This is a genomic window from Oliverpabstia intestinalis, from assembly GCF_009696065.1.
Taxonomy (GTDB): domain Bacteria; phylum Bacillota; class Clostridia; order Lachnospirales; family Lachnospiraceae; genus Oliverpabstia; species Oliverpabstia intestinalis.
Genome location: NZ_VUMS01000006.1, coordinates 25801 through 44011 on the forward strand (window position 1 = coordinate 25801; position 18211 = coordinate 44011).

The window sequence follows — 18211 nt, forward strand, 5'->3', positions numbered from 1 at the left end:
AGTTACACCTCCTTAAAATTCTTAAATATATCACTGATAACAGCCATTCTGGGATCTAAATCTGCCGTATCGCAATCACAGGATCCCTGATTCAGATTTGCTCCACAACGGCTACAGATTCCTTTACAGTCCTCTTTGCAGAGTACCCGCATTGGCCAATTGATTAGTACTTCATTATGCAGCAGCTTATCGGTATCCAGCTCTTTGTTCTGGATAAAACTGCTTTCATCCAATGCCTCAATCCGTTCTTCCTCGGACAGCTTCATATCAATCTCCTCATCGTAATCGACCGGACACGATACCAACACCGGCTCCAGACATCTGGAACATGGAATCCATACAGCAACCTGACCTCTTGCACAGATATTCAGAATCTGATTCTCCTTGTGCTTGATTGTCAACAGCACCGGCTCCTTCTCTCCATAAGAAAACTCACCCAGTTCACAGGAAAAAGTATCTCCTGACGGCAATATTTCCACCTGTTGTTGCTTTCCTTCATGAGTCAGTAATTTGGATAAATCAATCAGCATAATTCACTCCTAACCACACTTCTCCAATTATACAGAAGCATTTTCTTTTTGTCAACTGTTTTTTTCCTGACAACCTGCAATATTTCTGAAATATTCTTTTAATATTTACAGATTATCCTTTCTTTCAGTGGGAAGAAAATCCCCTTCGGCTTACAGTCAAAAGGGGACTTTCTTCTATTATATACTATTTTATATACTATTTTATATACTATTTCATATACTCTCTGATCTTATACCAGAGCTACTGTTTCACGGCAGATAGCCAGCTCTTCATTCGTCGGAATTACTGCAACTTTTACTTTTGAATCAGAAGTAGAAATTACAATTTCTTCTCCTCTGTGTCCGTTAGCATCTTTGTCCAAAGTAACTCCCAGATAACCCAGATAGCTTACTACTTTTTCGCGTACCGGAATTGCATTCTCACCGATACCTGCGGTAAATACGATTGCATCTACTCCGTTCATAGCTGCTACATAGCCACCAACGAATTTTGCGATGCCGTATGCCAGAACGTCAATTGCATTTGCTGCATCCTGGTTTCCGCCTTCTGCTGCTTCGTTCAGGTCACGGAAGTCACTTGACAGACCGCCGGACAGACCGAACAGACCGGATTTTTTGTTCAGTACATTCATCATACCGGAGATATCCAGGTTTTCTTTCTTTGCGATGAATTCCATGATAGCCGGATCGATGTTACCGGAACGGGTTCCCATAACAACGCCTTCCAGTGGAGTCAGACCCATGGTTGTATCTACACATTTACCGTTTACTACGGCACTGATAGAAGATCCGTTACCCAGGTGGCAAACGATTACTTTTGAGTTTTCCGGATTCAGTCCCAGGAATTCTACCGCACGTTTGGATACGAAGCTGTGGCTTGTACCGTGGAAACCGTATCTTCTTACTTTGTAGTTTTTATAGTATTCCAGTGGCAGACCATACAGATATGCTTTTGCAGGCATGGTCTGATGGAAAGCGGTATCAAATACTGCTACCTGCGGTACACCTGGCATCAGTTCGCCGCATACACGGATACCGATCAGGTTTGCCGGGTTGTGCAGAGGTGCCAGATCGTTGCACTCTTCTACGGCCTGGATTACTTCGTCTGTGATAACTACGGAAGACGCAAATTTTTCTCCGCCGTGTACGACACGGTGTCCGATTGCATTTACTTCTTTCAGGCTTGCGATTGCACCTGTTTTTTCATTGGTCAGGGCATCCAGAACCATCTGGATCGCTTCTTTATGTGTCGGCATGGAAGCTTCTGTGATTTCTTTGTCGCATCCTGCTTTCTGGTATACCAGTCTTCCGTCAATTCCGATTCTCTCACAGAGACCTTTTGCCAGAACTTCTTCTGTATCGGAGTTGATCAGCTGATATTTCAGAGATGAACTTCCGCAGTTGATTACTAATACGTTCATGTTTTCTTCCTCCAATTAAACATACTTTTATGTATCTGTTTTATTCCGCCTGGCACTGTACTGCTGTGATTGCAACAACACCAACGATATCTTCTGCTGAGCATCCACGGGACAGGTCGTTTACAGGTTTTGCGATACCCTGTGTTACAGGTCCGTATGCTTCTGCTTTTGCCAGTCTCTGTACCAGTTTGTATCCGATGTTTCCTGCATCCAGGTCAGGGAAGATCAGAGTATTTGCTTTTCCTGCTACTTCACTTCCCGGAGCTTTGGAAGCACCAACGCTCGGTACGATAGCCGCATCCAGCTGGAATTCTCCATCCAGTTTCAGGTCCGGATTCTGTTCTTTTGCGATTCTTGTAGCTTCTACAACTTTATCTACATCGGCATGTTTTGCACTGCCTTTTGTAGAATGAGACAGCATAGCTACTACAGGTTCTTCTTCAACCAACAGTTTGAAGGATTCTGCGGAGGAAGCTGCGATAGCTGCCAGTTCTTCCGGATTCGGATTCTGGTTCAGTCCGGAATCTGCAAATACGAAAGTACCGTTTGCGCCATATTCGCAATCCGGAACTACCATCAGGAAGAATGCGGATACCAGTTTTGTTCCCGGTTTTGTTTTCAGAATCTGCAGACACGGTCTCAGTGTATCTGCTGTAGAGTGGCATGCACCGGATACCATTCCGTCTGCATCACCCATTTTAACCATCATAACACCGTAGTACAGATACTGGTTTAACAGAATCTCTTTTGCCTGTTCCGGTGTCATACCTTTTTTGCTTCTCAGTTCTACCAGTTTGTCAATATATCCCTGGGTTTTTTCGGATGTAGCAGGATCTACGATCTTTGCACCGGAAATATCCAGTCCTTCACTGCCTTTTTTGATTGCTTCCTCGCTACCAACCAGAACAACATCTGCGATTCCTTCTTTCAGGATCTGTGCAGTTGCTTCATATGTTCTTCTGTCTTCGGTTTCCGGAAGTACAATTACCTTCTTATCAGCTTTTGCTCTTGCTTTGATTGTGTCAATAAATCCCATGATTTCATGACTCCTTTCCTATTTTGCTCACTACATAAAATTATACTCTTTTTCCTTTACAGTGACAAGGTTAGTTAATTTTTTAACATATCTTCGCTATTTCTCCGGAAAGCCTTGTTTTTCTACATCTTCCCTGTTAGAATGAGAAAATAATTTATGTATTTTTTGAGGTGCAACCATGAAAATTGCCGGAATCATTGCGGAATATAATCCGTTTCACACTGGACATGCTTATCATATACAAAAAACAAGAGAACTTACAGGAGCCGATTATATCATTGTTGTCCTGAGCGGAGATTTTGTACAGCGGGGAGCACCTGCCCTGTATTCCAAGCATCTGCGCACCCGGATGGCACTTCTCGGTGGTGCGGATCTTGTCTTCGAGCTGCCGTCAACCCATGCCTGCGAGAGTGCAGAATTCTTTGCACAGAATGCCGTCGGACTTCTTGACGGACTCGGTTGTGTGGACGTTCTTTCTTTTGGAAGCGAAAGCGGAACGATTGAACCGTTTTTGAAACTCGGGTCTTTTCTCTCCGCTGAGACACCGGAATACCAGAATCTTATAAAAAAATATCTAAAAAAAGGAGAATCCTTTCCAAAAGCGCGCAGTCTCACTCTCCAGGAACTACTTTCAGACACCGATGCCGATACCGGAACCTTTTTGCAGACACCGAATAATATTCTCGGTGTGGAATACTGTAAAGCACTCTGTCGGCAGAACAGTACGATTCGGCCGCTTACGGTAAAACGTGAAGGAAATGCCTATCACGACAACTCATTGAATGGACAGTTTCCCTCTGCATCTGCCATCCGTGCCCTGTGGAAATCTGCGGACTGTAAGATGTCAGACGCTGCTGTGTCTTCCTGTTTTCCGCCCGCCATATCTGCGCTTCTTTCGCAGACTTTTTCCTGCCCACAGTTTCTGGATGAGGAAGATTTTTCTCCTTATCTTCGCTGGCTTCTGTTTTCTTCTGACAAGGCTCAGCTTGCAGCTTATCAGGATGTTACACCGGCCTTTGTACAGCGTCTCTTTCACACCAGAGGTTCTTATGAAAGCTGGGGACAGTATGCAGCACTCTTAAAAACGCGGGAACTCACCTACAGCCGGATCTGTCGTATGCTGATGCACTGTCTGCTGCAGATTTCCCATGTCCCTGCACTTTCCTACGCAAGGCTTCTCGGTTTTCGCCGTCAAGCAGCACCGGTTCTTTCTGAGCTCAAAAAACACAGTTCCATTCCGGTCATTACAAAAGCAGCAGATGCATCTTCCCTGTTGTCCGACGAAACCGCAGCTGTTTTTTCAAAAAATGTGGAGATTTCAAATCTTTACGAGACTGTCTGGTGTGAAAAATATCGCACCACATTTGTGCATGAATACCGAAAACCTCTCGTAATTCTTCCCTGATAACGATATCTTTTTTCTGCAGATAACTGTTTTTCCTGTTATCTGCAGTTTTTTACTGTTTACTGCTTTTCTCTTCCGATATTTTAAGATGATTGACTTCTACATCATCGTGAGAGTATTCGTCGAAGAATACTTTCCTGTTTTCAAAAGTTGCGCTTCCGTCTTCTATCGTCAGATCTGCTGTCACTTCCGATCTGATCTTTTGAACTCCATTCACGGTATCTGTCGGAGTATTGACCACAGTCACATTGGCATCCTCCGAGATAACACCTGTCAGAATATACCGTGCCGTCAGAGGAAGTTCTTCTATCTGGTAAATTCCTGCAGGAATTCCGGTGATCTCGGATTTTCCGATGATATATTCCTGTTGTTTTTCCATTTCTTTTGTGAATGATATCACACTTTGATACCAGTGTTCTTCCCCATTCAGATCTTTCCCTGAAATTTTGAAAAAGAACGTGGGATTACCGTGTGCCCATACCAGCTCATCTGTCCGAATTTTTTTATAGATCGTAAATTTTCGTTCCGGATAGTTCCAAGCTTCAAGTTCCAGTGTCGTCGTTCCAGGTTCCGTTACGGTAATTTCCTGCTGCCAGATTCCACAGTAATGCTGTGGCGACTTTGTCTCCCGGATCAGGAACTTTCCCTGATTCGCTTTATCTGCAATCACTTCTTTTCCTGTCTCATACTGTTGTTTCTGACTGTTATAAGATAATGTCTGAAGTGCCTGATCACTGTACTTTTCCTCCTCTTGTATCCACGGATAAATCTGGAATTGTGCTCCTGTAAGTAATTTTCTGGATTTGATATCATATTTTTTTACATATACATTTGCCTTCGGTTCTTTTTTCTCATCATAAAAGATACACGGCTGTTCCACACGGTCAGAATAAAAACCATTCTCATTCATACGTATTTCACGACCTCCATACTGGCGGTAGTTTTCTTCATCCAGACTGTTTGCCAGCTGGTATGTCTTTTTATAGTTTTCCGGCGCACGCTCTTCTTTGATCAGAAACCAGCCATCTTTTGTCTGTGTATAAGAAATGTTTTTTATCTGGTAACTTCCATCCTGCATATCCTGGAAATTGCCGATCTTTTTGCTGTATCCATTTCCGTCATATGCCCACAACGAAAACAGTGCACCTTTTAAAGTTCTCTGTGTCTCCTGATCCTTTTTGTAGATTGTCAGATTCCTTGTCACTTTTTCAATATTCAAATCGGCTCTTGCCTGTTTTCTTGTCGTACCTCCGGAAGCATCCCAGGTCAGCAAGCAGATACTCTGGAAATTTGAAGCTGAATTGCTTTTATAGATTCCTCCACCCCAGTATCTTGGCAGGGAAGCTGTCACCGTGATCGGTATCTGCATGCCTGTCAGCTGCCATTTTCTGTACTGTGCCTGTGGAATCGCTGCCCGAAAATCTGCGTATGTCTGATTACCGTTTTTTTCAATCTGAACGCCCTGTGGAGCACTGATCTCATAACCTGTCAACTGTTCGCGAAAATCATATCCATAATAGGACTGAAAGTTTCCATGAAAGTTCCCTCCTGAAAGGTACCTTCCATTTTGCAGGCTCCAGCTGTTATTATAACCATTCAGAGAAAACGTACAGCTTTCCATATCCAGCCATCCGTCAGCACTAAACCCACCATAATTACTTGTTTCATTGGCTGCTGCCACAATTTTACTGATCCGGTCATAGGCGAGATTTTTTTCTGCTGTTGTGGCATTACTTTTGTCCATCCCGTTTCTCGCCGCTGCAAGGGTAAATTCTCCATTCAGAATGTGTACAGCTACCTGCGTTACAAAGTAGTCCATCTGCCAGTCACCGGTAGAATATGGCTCATAACGGCATGGATATCCATAATACAGCGCACCGTAATACAGTGCATAGGCAACTTTTCGGTTACTCCAGCCTTTAAACTGCATCTTAAGTCCTCCGATTGGGCAGTCCTTTTGATATTCCACACAATAGACATATCTCCATTTTCCACCCCCGTCAACGTTCTTATCATCCCCGACAATATATTTCATTCCCATGCCAAGGTTCGGGCAGGATGCAGAACCTTTTCCACCGGATGGCCATAAAAATTTGTCATATCGAACATTTGCTACCGGCTGTTCGCTGCTGTTGTCAAAAGAATATGTATCTATCTCTTCCTCGCTGTTTTCCAGATAGAACAGCCCATCTTCTGTCTCCGGTATTTTGTCTGCTTCATCCTTTTCCGGATTCTCTTTCTCCTCACTTTCGTGACTGATCTCCTGCGATTCTTCTGCCGACGGTTTCGGATCATCTGAATCCTGTGTTTTTTCCTGCGTAATCTCCTGCTGTTCTTCTTTGCCGCTATCTGTTATTTCACTTTCTGCCTCTACCGGTACTGTATCGTCGATGTCGGCTCCGTAGATTCCGGTTGCGTTGCCGACAATGACGAAAGAAAGTAAGATTCCCAGTACACCATGCCCGATTACTTTTCTTTTCCATATTTTCAAACCGTCTTCTCCTTTCCGCTTTTCCATATTTCCTTCTGTTGTAATATGATCAGTAATATACCGACTGCAATAGTTCCCAGCCAGATACTCCTCCTTTTAAACACAGATATCAAATATCCCACATAAGGGAGTGAAAAGATCATTTTCCCAAGATATTGTTCATACGATACTGCTCCGGGATCACTGACCTCATTGGCATCTCCCTTTGTTCTCCATATTCTGCTGTTTTTATCTGTTTCCACGACTCTGTGAAGAACCGATATTCCCCCTGATAACCCATAGGCAATAATATCTCCTTCTTTTATATTTTCCTGTTTGATCCATCTGTTTGTGTATACGATACTTCCCACCGGAACTGCAGGTTCCATAGATCCGCTGATCACCACACGTGGTGTACATCCTGCAGTCTGTGGGAGAAGGAACAGGCAAAATCCTGCCATCCCCACAGCCGTCAGAAAGAATCGCAGAATTCTTTCTGTCGCTTTTATCATCTGCTTTTTATTCCTTTCTTCCTGATGCTTTCTTTTCCAAGAACTACAACTGCCAGTACAGCTCCCGCAATACCGGTTATAAGATAGTGCCCCGGATACTGGCTGTCTCCCGTTTTTGCCACTTTCACTATCTGAGTCTTTTGTGGTGCTCCCGTGGTAAACCAAAACTTTACCTGACCGGTTTGTGCCGCATATACATTATCTGCCTCTTCCGGAAGAGAAAATAAGAATTCTACTTGTTTATCCTTTCCCGGAAGAATTTCTCCCAGAGACTGATTTTGTTTTAACATCGTCTCTGTCACCGTTCCCTGATAGAGAATCTGTATCTGATCTTTCTCTCTGACCTGCACAGTAAGTTCCATTTTTTCCAGAAGTGGTGTCATCTGCGGGGCTTCTGCCCTGAAAAATACTTCCCGTTTATGATCTGCTCCATTTCTGATCACAACTTTTCCGGACTGACTTTTTCCCGGCATAAATGTCTCCAGTTGTTTCATACACCCTTCCTGTTCCATCGTGAACCCCTGCAGATCCGATGCAATCACGAGTTCCATCTGGTCTTTGTCACCATCCTGTTCTTCTGCTTCTCCTTCCATTGCCTGGCGAATAACAAACTGCTTCGTCTTCATCCCCCACGGATCACTGACAGAAAAATCAGGAAAAAAACACTCTGCCTGTACTGCTTCCGCCCATACACTCGCCTGCCATCGGTTCTCTGCCTCAGGACTTTCTTTCCATTCTGCAGGTAACCGGATTCCCCGGAAAAAGTCAACGCTCTCCCCGCTCTTTACCACTTCCTTACAGTAAAAATACTCTCCATCCTGCACCCATTCACTGCCAATCCCTTCCAGATTGTCCGCAGACAACGGCTGATCCGATGTCTCCTCCGATGTAAATACTATTTTCGCACGCACATAACAATCTGCTCCATCATTAACGATCCGTGGAATCTTGGATATCAGCCCACCCGGAAGTACATTTTCTTCTGTTTCCCATGGAACTTCCTTTTCCCCATTCATCCGATATTCTTCCAGATGAATCGCTACTTTTCCACTGTTTGCCTGATACAGGACATAAGCTTTCGGCAATCCGTAGATTCCTGAGATTCCGATCAACAGTAACCCACATAACAAAGCACTGATTTTCCCTGTTTTTTTCATACCTGCCCACCTTCCTGCCGCTCCATCATCCGCGCAAATGCTTCTTTTGCACTACTGTGTCCAGCTGCCTGTACTGTCTCGGTATATATCGTCAGATCAAATCCATCCGTAATTTTCTGTTTTTTCCAGTGAATTCCTTTCAGAAAAAGTTCCGTGCTTTCCTGTGGCTGTACTATCTTTTTATAATAGTAATATCCATCGTCTGCTTTCTCCCACAAAGTACTCCCCATCAGAAGTTCACTTCCTTCTTCCGCCTCCTTGTTGCTGAACAGGTAAACCGCCCTCACATACATGGGAACCATTCCTGTATTCGTAAAACCAGCTTCTTTTTTAATGATTTTCCCCGGTGTAAGTTCCTGATCCGGAAATTCTTCCCTGATCTCTACTTCATTCATCCCAACAGAAAAAGAATTGACTCGTTGGCTCTGATCGGTAAACCAACTGTAGATTCCATGTGTACCGACCGCAACCAGCATACTGAAGCAGACGATCCCCGCTATGGATAAAATTTTTTTCATCCTCGTCACTCTCCTCTGTTAAGAAAATCGTTCCGTAAGTTCTCTTTGATTGGTGATAATATTCCAGATTTCAGCTGCATCTTTTGTTCCGCCATTCAGATCCGTTGTCTGTATCCCATATGCCTGAATATTGATCTTATAGGTATTTTCCTCCAGTCCCTGTCCTTCCATCGCATTGATAAAGGTCACCTGATTAAACAGTGGTTTTGTTGTCTCCTGTGGTTTTACTACGGTACAGATTCCCTGTGCCCCTGCATACGCATACAGATGTTTTGCCGCAACCTTCTTTCCACTTTCATCGCTCACGTCCATAGTTCCCAGCAGTTTCCAGGAATTATCCACCTGATAGTTATATAACTCTCTCATCGCCAGTGGATTTCTCGTACCATCATTATTTACTGAAATGATCTGTCTGCATGGAACTTCTACTGTCATATAGATAAATGCATCATTATTTCCCGTATTTTTCACCTGTGGATCCTTGATGATCGTCTGATTCGGCGTCATACGCTCTGCTTCATCCGGAATCTTATTGCCGTTATCATCCGGTTTTTTCTCCCATTTTGGTTCTTCCAGCTCAATCGTTACTTTACCCACAGTAAACGTATTTACTTTCTCATCCTGATCAGTAAAATAAGCAGATACAGAGCCTGCAAAAAGAACAGTTACCAACGCTGCCGCACCAAGATAATTTTTCCATGTTTTGTTTTTCATTGTGTATTTCTCCTTTGATTTGTTTCTGATATGCTTTTTTTGATATGTTTGTTGATATGATTGTTGCTATGTTTGTTGACGTGTTTTAGATATCGTACCAGATATATATATATTTAATGCTCTGTTTTCCTATCACCTGCTCTCCTGTTCATGGACGCAAAAATCCCTCCGGGTATAAAGATTTTATCCATCCTGTTTTAATTTTTTAAAATTGGAATCTTTGGCAGAACTGCCGGAATGAACCTATGAAAAAGGTTCTATCAGATAAAGAACTATCTGATAGAACCAAGTATAACAGTCTCTCCAAAAATACGCAAGTATTTTTTCAGGAATCTTTTAGTTTTTAAAACTGTGGATCGGTGCCGGAATTCTTCCTCCGCGATTGATGAAATCATCACACCGGAAAGTATTCACAGGCATTACCGGTGCATAACCGAGTAATCCACCAAACTCTACAGTTTCGCCCACACCTTTTCCGATGACCGGAATCACACGGACTGCTGTGGTTTTCTGGTTTACCATACCGATTGCCATCTCATCTGCGATCATACCGGAAATTGTAGTTGCCGGTGTATCTCCAGGAATCGCGATCATATCCAGACCTACCGAGCAGACACAGGTCATGGCTTCCAGTTTTTCCAGAGACAAAGCTCCCAGATTGACCGCATCGATCATTCCCTGATCTTCGCTGACCGGAATAAATGCCCCACTTAAGCCACCGACATAAGAGGAGGCCATAACACCGCCTTTTTTCACCTGGTCATTTAACATGGCAAGTGCTGCTGTGGTTCCCGGTGCGCCTACACGTTCCAGACCGATCTCTTCCAGAATCTGAGCAACAGAATCTCCTATTGCCGGAGTCGGTGCCAGAGACAGGTCTACGATACCAAAAGGTACGTTCAGTCTTTTCGATGCTTCCTGTGCAACCAGCTGTCCGACACGGGTAATCTTGAATGCAGTCTTTTTGATAGTTTCACACAAAACTTCGAAGTTCTCACCTCTTACTTGTGACAGGGCGTAATTAACAACACCAGGTCCGCTGACGCCCACATTGATGATTGCATCTGCTTCTGTCACCCCATGGAAGGCACCCGCCATAAACGGGTTATCATCCGGTGCGTTACAGAATACGACCAGTTTTGCACATCCCAGAGAATCATCTTCTTTGGTGGCTTCTGCTGTGGCAAGAACCATCTCACCCATCAGTTTTACAGCATCCATGTTGATACCTGTCTTTGTGGAACCGAGGTTTACGGAACTGCAGACACGCTCAGTCTCGGCAAGAGCCTGCGGGATAGAACGGATCAGCAGTTCATCTGCTTTTGTCATACCTTTTGATACCAGTGCAGAATAACCGCCTATGAAGTTTACACCTACTTCTTTTGCTACTTTATCCAGTGTCTTTGCCAGCGTAACAAAGTCTTCCGGTGTTTTACATGCTGCACCGCCGATCAGTGCGATCGGTGTAACTGAGATTCGTTTATTTACAATCGGGATTCCGTATTCTTTGGAAATATCCTCACCGGTCTGTACCAGATTTTTGGCCAGTCCTGTGATTTTATTGTAAACCTTCTGATTGACTTTCTCCAGATCGCTGTCGATACAATCTAACAGACTGATACCCAGTGTGATCGTACGCACATCCAGGTTTTCCTGCTCAATCATCTTATTGGTCTCGTTTACTTCAAACATATTAATCATTTTTCTGCCCTCCTGCGCCGGTCTCAGATACGATGCATCTTGTTAAAGATATCCTCATGCTGACAACGGATATTTACACCGATTTCTTCACCCAGTGTGTTGAGTTCTTCTGCGATCTCACCGGTTGTTTTCTCACATGCACTGGCATCTGTGATCATCATCATGTTGAAGTAGCCATCCAGGATAGTCTGTGTGATATCAAGGATATTCACCTGATTATCTGCCAGATAAGTACAAACTTTTGCAATGATTCCTACAGTATCTTTTCCTACTACTGTGATAATTGTTTTTTTCATCTTTCTTCTCCTTTACACTTCTACTACTTCTGATGCTGTATCTCTGTGAACGACATCAATTCGGAAATCCTTTGCTTTGTATGGATTATCACCCATTGTCACCTCTGCACAGACGGTTTCATAAGCCAGCGCCTCGTAGTTGTTTTCTCTGCTCAGATGTCCCAGCAGGATCTGTTTCATATTATCATGAAGTAGCCGACAAAGCAACTGTCCTGCCGTTTCATTGGATAAATGACCTTTATCACCTAATATTCTGCGTTTCAGATAGTAAGGATATTTACCTACCTGAAGCATATTTACATCGTGATTTGCTTCCAGAAGTAATGCATCCAATCCTTCCAGATTTTTCACGATATACTCATCATAAACGCCCATGTCCGTGGCAATTCCCACTTCTCTGTCGCCCTGTCCGATTCGATAAGCAACCGGTTCGGCAGCATCGTGAGAGATTCGAAAAGGATGAATCGTAAGATCTCCGATCGGGCAGTCCTGATCCGGTGTCACTTCATGAAAAATGCCTTCCGGCATTTTCCCAAGACTCCCGGAATTTTCCATAGCACGGATCGTTCCCTGTGTAGCATAAATCGGCACTCCGCATTTTCTTGCCACTACACCCAGACCCTTAATATGATCCGAATGTTCATGCGTGACCAGAATACCATCCAGATCACCTGTAGTAAGATCCAGAGAATTCAGTCCGAACTCCACTTTCTTTCCGCTGATTCCCGCATCTACCAGAAGATGCGTCTTATCACTTCCCACATATATACAATTTCCGCTGCTTCCGCTTGCAATACTACATAACCTCATCAATCTGCATCCTTTGCATCTTTTGTTGAATCTGTTCTTTTGTTTTTTCAAAATCATCACTGTTGTCAATCTCAAAATCACAGTGATCACTGAATTCTTCCTCACTGAGCTGATTTCTGAAAATACTGCGGCATTTTTCTTCCGAATATCCTCTGTTTTGCTTCAATCGCTCCATGCGGGTCTCTTCATCTGCATAAATATACCATAATTCATCACAGATTTCATCATATTTATCTTCAATCAACAGAGCTGCTTCTACAATAAAAATATTTGTCTCATTCTCTTCTTCTCGTTTTATTGCTTTTTTGATATATTCTTTCACTGCCGGGTGAACAATTCCATTCATCTTCGTAAGCATTTCTTTGTTCTCAAATACAATTTTTGCAATCAGTTCCCGGTCCAGCGTCTGATCTTCTTTCACGATTTCCGTTCCAAACAGGTCAACAATGGAACTGTAGCAGGCTTTTCCCGGCCGCATGACCAGATACCCCACTTCATCTGCTTCCACAACAGTTGCATTCCAATGTTCTGCAATATATCCCAGAACCTCACTTTTTCCGGCACCTACGCCACCGGTTACTCCTATCACCTTCATCTGGTATCTCCCCTTTCTTTTGTTATCGTTTCGCTCATTCCGTTAACTGTTATTTTGCTTCATACCAGTTTTCGCCTGTGTGCATATCCACTTCCAGCGGAACAGACAGTACTGCTGCCTGACGCATCTCCCGCTCCAGGATCGCCGATACCTGCTCCACTTCTTCTTTTGCCGTCTCAATCAGCAACTCATCGTGCACCTGCAGCACCAGACGGGAACGGAGATTTTCTTTCCGAAGTGCCTGGTTGACCCGGATCATGGCGATCTTAATAATATCTGCAGCGGTTCCCTGAATCGGAGAATTCATGGCAATTCTTTCCCCGAAAGAACGCTGCATAAAGTTGCTGGATTTTAATTCCGGAACCGGACGGCGGCGGCCGAACATCGTAAGACTGTAACCATCCGCTTTTGCTTTTTCCACTTCTCCGTCCAGATAACTCTTGATTTTCGGATAAGTGGCAAAATATTTTTCAATATAATCTGCTGCTTCTTTTCTTGTGATGCTCAGATCCTGACTCAAACCGAAAGAACTGATTCCGTAGACGATTCCGAAATTTACTGCTTTCGCATTTCTTCTTTGCAGAGGTGTTACCTCATCGAACGGGATATGAAAAACCTGAGAAGCTGTCATCCGGTGGATATCCTGTGCTTCCCGGTACGCTTTGATCAGCATCTCATCTCCGGAAAGATGGGCAAGAACACGCAGTTCAATCTGAGAATAATCCGCATCCAGAAATACAAAACCATCCCGTGGAACAAATACTTTTCGGATCAGACGTCCCAGTTCCATACGCACCGGGATATTCTGCAGATTCGGTTCCGTACTGCTGATTCTTCCTGTCGCAGTGATAGTCTGATTAAAAGTTGAATGAATTCTTCCGTCTGCTCCGATATATCCCGCCAGTCCATCTGCATACGTGGATTTTAATTTTGTCAGCTGCCGGTATTCCAGAATATCGGCAACAAACGGATAGTCCGGTGCAAGTTTGTCCAGAACATCCGCTGCTGTGGAATATCCGGTCTTTGTCTTCTTTCCACCCGGCATCTTCATCTTTTCAAACAGAATCACACCCAGTTGTTTCGGTGAATTGATATTGAAATTTTCTCCGGCTTCCTCATAAATCTTCTCTTCCAGTTCCCTGATCCGTACCTCTAATTTTTCACCGTACAGCTTCAGTTCTTCTCCTTTTACAAGGATTCCCTCTTTTTCCATATCATCAAGAGTGAATACCAGCGGCATCTCAATATCTTCAAACAGATCCCACATACCTGCTTCCTGCAGTGCTTTTTTCAGTGTGTCTTTTCCATGAAGTGCCACATATGCCTGGTAAGCTCCATACGCTGCCACCTGTTCATTATCTGCTTTTTTCGGATCCGGCTTTTTCATACCGGAGAATACTTCTTCCTGCGACGGAAGCTGTTCTCCCAGATATTCTTTTGCCACATCGTCATAGGTGTAATCGTTTTTCAGCGGATTCAGCAGATATGCACCGATACCAAGATCAAAGATTCCTTTCCGTTCCGGAATCTCTATCTTTTTACGGATCGCTTTCACATCCCAGGCACCGATCTGCGAATCTCCGGCAAAAAGCTGTTCCAGGTGACCACATAACACACCTTCCGTCTGAAAACCTTCCACCGGGAAATATACTGTATTCTGATCTTCCAGTGCTACCGCAACGCCGCGTACTCCGTCCATACCGTCAATAACAGCGATTCCTATCTGTTCTGCCTGTTCTGCCTGTTTCCAGATATTCTCCGCTTCTGCGAAATCTTCTACGATACGCCAGGAAGGGAGTGCTTTTTGTTCTGTCTCCTGCTGTCCAAATCTGGATAAGAGATTTTTAAATTCCAGCCGTTTAAAATAATCATATGCTTCCGGTGTATACAGGTTTCCCATTCTTGCATCTTCCCAGGAAAATTCTACCGGACTTTCTGTATCAATAGTCGCCAGTTTTTTACTGAGCACTGCAAGGTCATAGTGATCCCGCAGCGATTCTTTGGCTTTGTTCGGTTTGATTTCTTCGAGATGTTCATGCGCATTCTCAATAGAACCGTAAGCAGCAATAATTTTTGTCGCCGTCTTTTCTCCAACACCCGGAATTCCCGGAATATTATCTGCTGTATCTCCCATCAAGGACTTCAGTTCAATAATCTGCGCTGGTGTCACCTGATACGTCTCAAGTACTTCTTTTGCGTGATAATCTTCTATCTGTGTTTTTCCGCCCTTGGTCTTTGGAATTCGGATCAACACATGATCTGAAGCAAGCTGCAAAAGATCACGGTCACCGGACAGAATTGTCGCATCTATCCCTTTCTTTTCTGCCATTCCCGCAATAGTTCCCAGCAGATCATCTGCCTCATATCCTTCCATTGTAACAATGGCTACCTTCATTGCCGTCAGAACCTCCTTGATCAGCGGAACCTGTTCCCGCAATTCTTCCGGCATGGGTTTTCTTGTACCTTTATATGCATCATACATTTTATGGCGGAATGTAGGTGCATGAAGGTCAAACGCAACCGCCAGATATTCTGGTTTTTCTTCTTCCAGCACCTTCGTCATAATATTTAAAAATCCGTACACAGCATTTGTATGCAATCCCTCCCAGTTGGTCAGATTCGGCAGTCCATAATAGGCACGATTCAAAATACTGTGTCCGTCAATCAGTAAAATTTTTTCACTCATATTTTATTCCTTTCTCAGACTTTTACAAACTGAACAACGAATGTAAATTAAAAAGTCTGGGCAGTTCCAGATGTCCCATATAGGAAAGTCCCAGAACCAGTATCACTATAAAAAAAAGCACACCAAGAAGAACCGCTGTTTTCCGGAGAATATTTCTCCTTCTCACACGCCGTTCTCTGGTGTGCAGATCTTCCTGCAACATCTTTGGAATATTATAAGATTCCAGATTTTCCTCTTCCAGATATCGCATACCCACACTGATAATATAATAGGTCTCAAGCTCATCATAGCACTCCTGACAGGATGTTACATGTTCCAGAAACTCTTCCAGTTCCCTCCCGTTTAATGTATGATTGATATATGCCTCTATTTTTGTCAGTGCTTCTTCACATTTCATATTGATTCCTCTCTCTGCGCCGATAGCTTACCGGACAATCCCGAACTGGCTTCATCATACCACGAAACCGGGAAAAATTGAAGAGGAAACCTTATTCTTTATATTTTCGTATAATTGCCACATAACTGACGATCAGTAAAATCGCCGCTCCGCTCCATGCACAGATCTCCGCATAAAAAATTCCATCCTCACCGATCAGTTTCGGCAACAACAGTGCCACAACCACTCGCATGCAGAATTCCACAACACCGCTGGTAAGCGGTATCAGTGTATTACCCAGTCCCTGAATGGCTGAGCGATAGACATACAGAAGATATAAAACCCACAGAAATATTGCCATTATAAACAGATATTTATATGCAATATCCAATACCTGTTTTACCTGCCCCGCTTCTCCGGATACAAACAGTGACAGGATATTTCTTCCGGTAATTACCATCACACCGGATATCACAATAGATGTAATCAGTGCCATGTAAACGCCACTGCGAACACCATTTCGGATCCTGCGATATTCTTTTGCACCGAGGTTTTGTCCTACATACGTGGTAATGGCATAGCCATAGGATACCGATGCCATCTCAAGCACACCGTACAACTTATTAGCAGCTGTAAATCCTGCCACAAACAGGAATCCAAATCCATTCACAACGTACTGTACCGTAAGTCCTCCTACAGAAATAATCACATTCTGTATTGCCAGCGGAGCTGCCAGTTTTAAAAGCCGCAGACTCATCGCCGGCTGCTGATGAAAATCTTCTCTTGTCAGACGCACATCCGGAATGTGCCACAGGACCGACAGACAATACGCTGCTGAAAACCCCTGTGCGATCACCGTGGCAATCGCTGCTCCCAGTACACCCCAGCCAAACACTGCCACAAACAGAAGATCCAGTCCCACATTGATAAACGCTGCCATAATCATGGCAATCAGAGGAGATCTGCTGTTTCCCAGTGCCCGCAGGATTGCGGCAAAAATGTTATACGCTGCAATGATTGGAATTCCTGCAAATACCATTCGTATATACATCAAACTCAGTCCGATAACATTCTCCGGAGTATGTAAAAACTGCAGTACCTGTTGAACGGTCACTTCGCTCAATACCAGTACAATTATTGAAAGTATCGCTGTCAGTACATAGCTTTTTGCTACTGCTCTTTTCAGATTTTCTTTCTCTCCTGCACCGTAATACTGGGATATCAGAATTGAAAAGCCCTGCGTCATCCCTGTCATGATACCAAATACCAGCCAGACAAGCCAGTCTGCAGCCCCCACTGCTGCCAGAGCTTCCACACCGACCACCTGACCGACGATCATCGTATCTGCCATCACATAAAATTGCTGGAACACGTTTCCAAGCATCAGTGGAATGGCAAAGGCGATGATCAGTTTCCCAGGGGATCCGCTGGTCATATTTTTTTCATTTACCGCCATAATTATTTCCTTCCCGTCCCCTTTTCTTGCTTTTATTTGATTTATTGTAACTGTTCAGTACCTTCACAGTTACGAGCCAAAACGCCTTGCGAGATACTACCTACTGAATAGTTACGATTTATTTTACCTAAGAGTCTGAGGGATCACAAGTTCTGTTTTTCACAAAGTTTTTCGATATTTTTAGTAATTATTACCGCGATTTTTGTTCCTGCAACTTCTGTCAGCACCACATCCCCGATGTACACTGGAGCCTCTACAACCACTTCTTTTAACTGTCGGATGCAGTCCATCACTGCACTCTTCGGAATATCTGAAGCTGTCTTTACCGGTACCACCGGAAGGCTGCCACCATGTACCCGCACTGTCGTTGTCACAATTCTTGTCGGGTTGGTCACCTCTTTTTTCCCGTATTCTGCTCCTCTTTTACAGGTATTTCCTTCTACCTTTTCCACCTGTCCGTCTCTGATTGTAACCTGCAGCTGACATCCCATGGGGCAGCAGATACAGGTCAGTTTTTTCTCTTCCATG

Annotated in this window: 17 protein-coding genes; 1 reads left to right on the top strand and 16 read right to left on the bottom strand. The window is 43.9% G+C overall.

The genetic code is table 11. The annotated features are described in order from the left end of the window. Nucleotides 1-2: 2 nt before the first annotated feature. The 3 genes from FYJ57_RS04090 to pta form a co-directional block, all read right to left on the bottom strand. On the bottom strand, nt 3-530 hold the full coding sequence (locus FYJ57_RS04090) for a YceD family protein (RefSeq protein ID WP_154431635.1): 528 nt from the start codon (nt 528-530) through the stop codon (nt 3-5). 230 nt (nt 531-760) lie between these two features. Next, a complete protein-coding gene (locus FYJ57_RS04095) occupies nt 761-1951 on the bottom strand; it encodes an acetate/propionate family kinase (protein WP_106493355.1) in 1191 nt (396 codons plus the stop codon). Between the two features lie 40 nt (nt 1952-1991). Beyond that, the gene (pta, locus tag FYJ57_RS04100; protein WP_022172630.1) at nt 1992-2987 is read right to left on the bottom strand and encodes a phosphate acetyltransferase; all 996 of its coding nucleotides are present in this window, start codon (nt 2985-2987) and stop codon (nt 1992-1994) included. 178 nt (nt 2988-3165) lie between these two features. On the opposite strand from pta, the gene FYJ57_RS04105 reads away from it, so the two are divergent. Further along, nucleotides 3166-4392 (top strand): tRNA(Met) cytidine acetate ligase, encoded by a 1227-nt coding sequence (locus FYJ57_RS04105; RefSeq protein ID WP_154431636.1) that lies wholly within the window; start codon nt 3166-3168, stop codon nt 4390-4392. 52 nt (nt 4393-4444) lie between these two features. Here FYJ57_RS04105 and FYJ57_RS04110 read toward each other — a convergent pair whose 3' ends face one another. The 13 genes from FYJ57_RS04110 to FYJ57_RS04170 all read right to left on the bottom strand — a co-directional run bounded on the left by FYJ57_RS04110 (nt 4445) and on the right by FYJ57_RS04170 (nt 18210). Beyond that, complete coding sequence (locus tag FYJ57_RS04110; protein ID WP_154431637.1) at nt 4445-6883, bottom strand: MSCRAMM family protein; 2439 nt, start codon at nt 6881-6883, stop codon at nt 4445-4447. Further along, a complete protein-coding gene (locus FYJ57_RS04115; protein ID WP_154431638.1) occupies nt 6880-7374 on the bottom strand; it encodes a signal peptidase I in 495 nt (164 codons plus the stop codon). Before FYJ57_RS04115 ends, FYJ57_RS04110 begins: the two co-directional genes overlap by 4 nt. Beyond that, nucleotides 7371-8531, bottom strand: a complete 1161-nt coding sequence (locus FYJ57_RS04120; RefSeq protein WP_154431639.1) for a hypothetical protein — start codon at nt 8529-8531, stop codon at nt 7371-7373. The genes FYJ57_RS04115 and FYJ57_RS04120 overlap by 4 nt, the downstream gene beginning before the upstream one ends. Next, nucleotides 8528-9049 carry a TasA family protein gene (locus tag FYJ57_RS04125; protein WP_106493361.1) on the bottom strand — a complete coding sequence of 174 codons (522 nt, stop codon included), beginning with the start codon at nt 9047-9049 and terminating at the stop codon, nt 8528-8530. Before FYJ57_RS04125 ends, FYJ57_RS04120 begins: the two co-directional genes overlap by 4 nt. A gap of 18 nt (nt 9050-9067) precedes the next feature. Then, nucleotides 9068-9763, bottom strand: a complete 696-nt coding sequence (locus FYJ57_RS04130; RefSeq protein ID WP_154431640.1) for a SipW-dependent-type signal peptide-containing protein — start codon at nt 9761-9763, stop codon at nt 9068-9070. Between the two features lie 336 nt (nt 9764-10099). Then, entirely contained in the window at nt 10100-11464 is a 1365-nt protein-coding gene (locus tag FYJ57_RS04135; protein WP_022172637.1) for a PFL family protein, read from the bottom strand. 23 nt (nt 11465-11487) lie between these two features. Beyond that, entirely contained in the window at nt 11488-11760 is a 273-nt protein-coding gene (locus FYJ57_RS04140; RefSeq protein ID WP_022172638.1) for an ACT domain-containing protein, read from the bottom strand. Nucleotides 11761-11772: 12 nt separating this feature from the next. Next, nucleotides 11773-12570, bottom strand: a complete 798-nt coding sequence (locus FYJ57_RS04145; protein WP_154431641.1) for an MBL fold metallo-hydrolase — start codon at nt 12568-12570, stop codon at nt 11773-11775. Then, on the bottom strand, nt 12557-13165 hold the full coding sequence (gene coaE, locus FYJ57_RS04150) for a dephospho-CoA kinase (RefSeq protein ID WP_154431642.1): 609 nt from the start codon (nt 13163-13165) through the stop codon (nt 12557-12559). The genes FYJ57_RS04145 and coaE overlap by 14 nt, the downstream gene beginning before the upstream one ends. 49 nt (nt 13166-13214) lie before the next feature. Then, the gene (polA, locus tag FYJ57_RS04155; protein WP_154431643.1) at nt 13215-15851 is read right to left on the bottom strand and encodes a DNA polymerase I; all 2637 of its coding nucleotides are present in this window, start codon (nt 15849-15851) and stop codon (nt 13215-13217) included. A 22-nt stretch (nt 15852-15873) separates the two neighbouring features. Further along, nucleotides 15874-16248, bottom strand: a complete 375-nt coding sequence (locus tag FYJ57_RS04160; protein ID WP_154431644.1) for a zf-HC2 domain-containing protein — start codon at nt 16246-16248, stop codon at nt 15874-15876. Nucleotides 16249-16339: 91 nt separating this feature from the next. Beyond that, nucleotides 16340-17683 carry an MATE family efflux transporter gene (locus FYJ57_RS04165; RefSeq protein ID WP_154431645.1) on the bottom strand — a complete coding sequence of 448 codons (1344 nt, stop codon included), beginning with the start codon at nt 17681-17683 and terminating at the stop codon, nt 16340-16342. A 143-nt stretch (nt 17684-17826) separates the two neighbouring features. Further along, nucleotides 17827-18210, bottom strand: coding sequence for a DUF1667 domain-containing protein (locus tag FYJ57_RS04170; protein WP_022172644.1), 384 nt, complete (start codon nt 18208-18210; stop codon nt 17827-17829). Between the last annotated feature and the right edge of the window lies 1 nt (nt 18211).

Excerpts from the sequence above, each read along its gene's own strand:
- FYJ57_RS04130 (WP_154431640.1), bottom strand. The coding sequence starts at position 9,763 with ATGAAAAACAAAACATGGAAAAATTATCTTGGTGCGGCAGCGTTGGTA.
- FYJ57_RS04115 (WP_154431638.1), bottom strand. The coding sequence starts at position 7,374 with ATGATAAAAGCGACAGAAAGAATTCTGCGATTCTTTCTGACGGCTGTG.
- FYJ57_RS04095 (WP_106493355.1), bottom strand. The coding sequence starts at position 1,951 with ATGAACGTATTAGTAATCAACTGCGGAAGTTCATCTCTGAAATATCAG.
- coaE (WP_154431642.1), bottom strand. The coding sequence starts at position 13,165 with ATGAAGGTGATAGGAGTAACCGGTGGCGTAGGTGCCGGAAAAAGTGAG.
- FYJ57_RS04105 (WP_154431636.1), top strand. The coding sequence starts at position 3,166 with ATGAAAATTGCCGGAATCATTGCGGAATATAATCCGTTTCACACTGGA.
- FYJ57_RS04165 (WP_154431645.1), bottom strand. The coding sequence starts at position 17,683 with ATGGCGGTAAATGAAAAAAATATGACCAGCGGATCCCCTGGGAAACTG.
- FYJ57_RS04140 (WP_022172638.1), bottom strand. The coding sequence starts at position 11,760 with ATGAAAAAAACAATTATCACAGTAGTAGGAAAAGATACTGTAGGAATC.
- FYJ57_RS04120 (WP_154431639.1), bottom strand. The coding sequence starts at position 8,531 with ATGAAAAAAACAGGGAAAATCAGTGCTTTGTTATGTGGGTTACTGTTG.
- pta (WP_022172630.1), bottom strand. The coding sequence starts at position 2,987 with ATGGGATTTATTGACACAATCAAAGCAAGAGCAAAAGCTGATAAGAAG.
- FYJ57_RS04090 (WP_154431635.1), bottom strand. The coding sequence starts at position 530 with ATGCTGATTGATTTATCCAAATTACTGACTCATGAAGGAAAGCAACAA.
- FYJ57_RS04160 (WP_154431644.1), bottom strand. The coding sequence starts at position 16,248 with ATGAAATGTGAAGAAGCACTGACAAAAATAGAGGCATATATCAATCAT.
- FYJ57_RS04135 (WP_022172637.1), bottom strand. The coding sequence starts at position 11,464 with ATGATTAATATGTTTGAAGTAAACGAGACCAATAAGATGATTGAGCAG.
- FYJ57_RS04145 (WP_154431641.1), bottom strand. The coding sequence starts at position 12,570 with ATGAGGTTATGTAGTATTGCAAGCGGAAGCAGCGGAAATTGTATATAT.
- FYJ57_RS04125 (WP_106493361.1), bottom strand. The coding sequence starts at position 9,049 with ATGAAAAAAATTTTATCCATAGCGGGGATCGTCTGCTTCAGTATGCTG.
- FYJ57_RS04170 (WP_022172644.1), bottom strand. The coding sequence starts at position 18,210 with ATGGAAGAGAAAAAACTGACCTGTATCTGCTGCCCCATGGGATGTCAG.
- polA (WP_154431643.1), bottom strand. The coding sequence starts at position 15,851 with ATGAGTGAAAAAATTTTACTGATTGACGGACACAGTATTTTGAATCGT.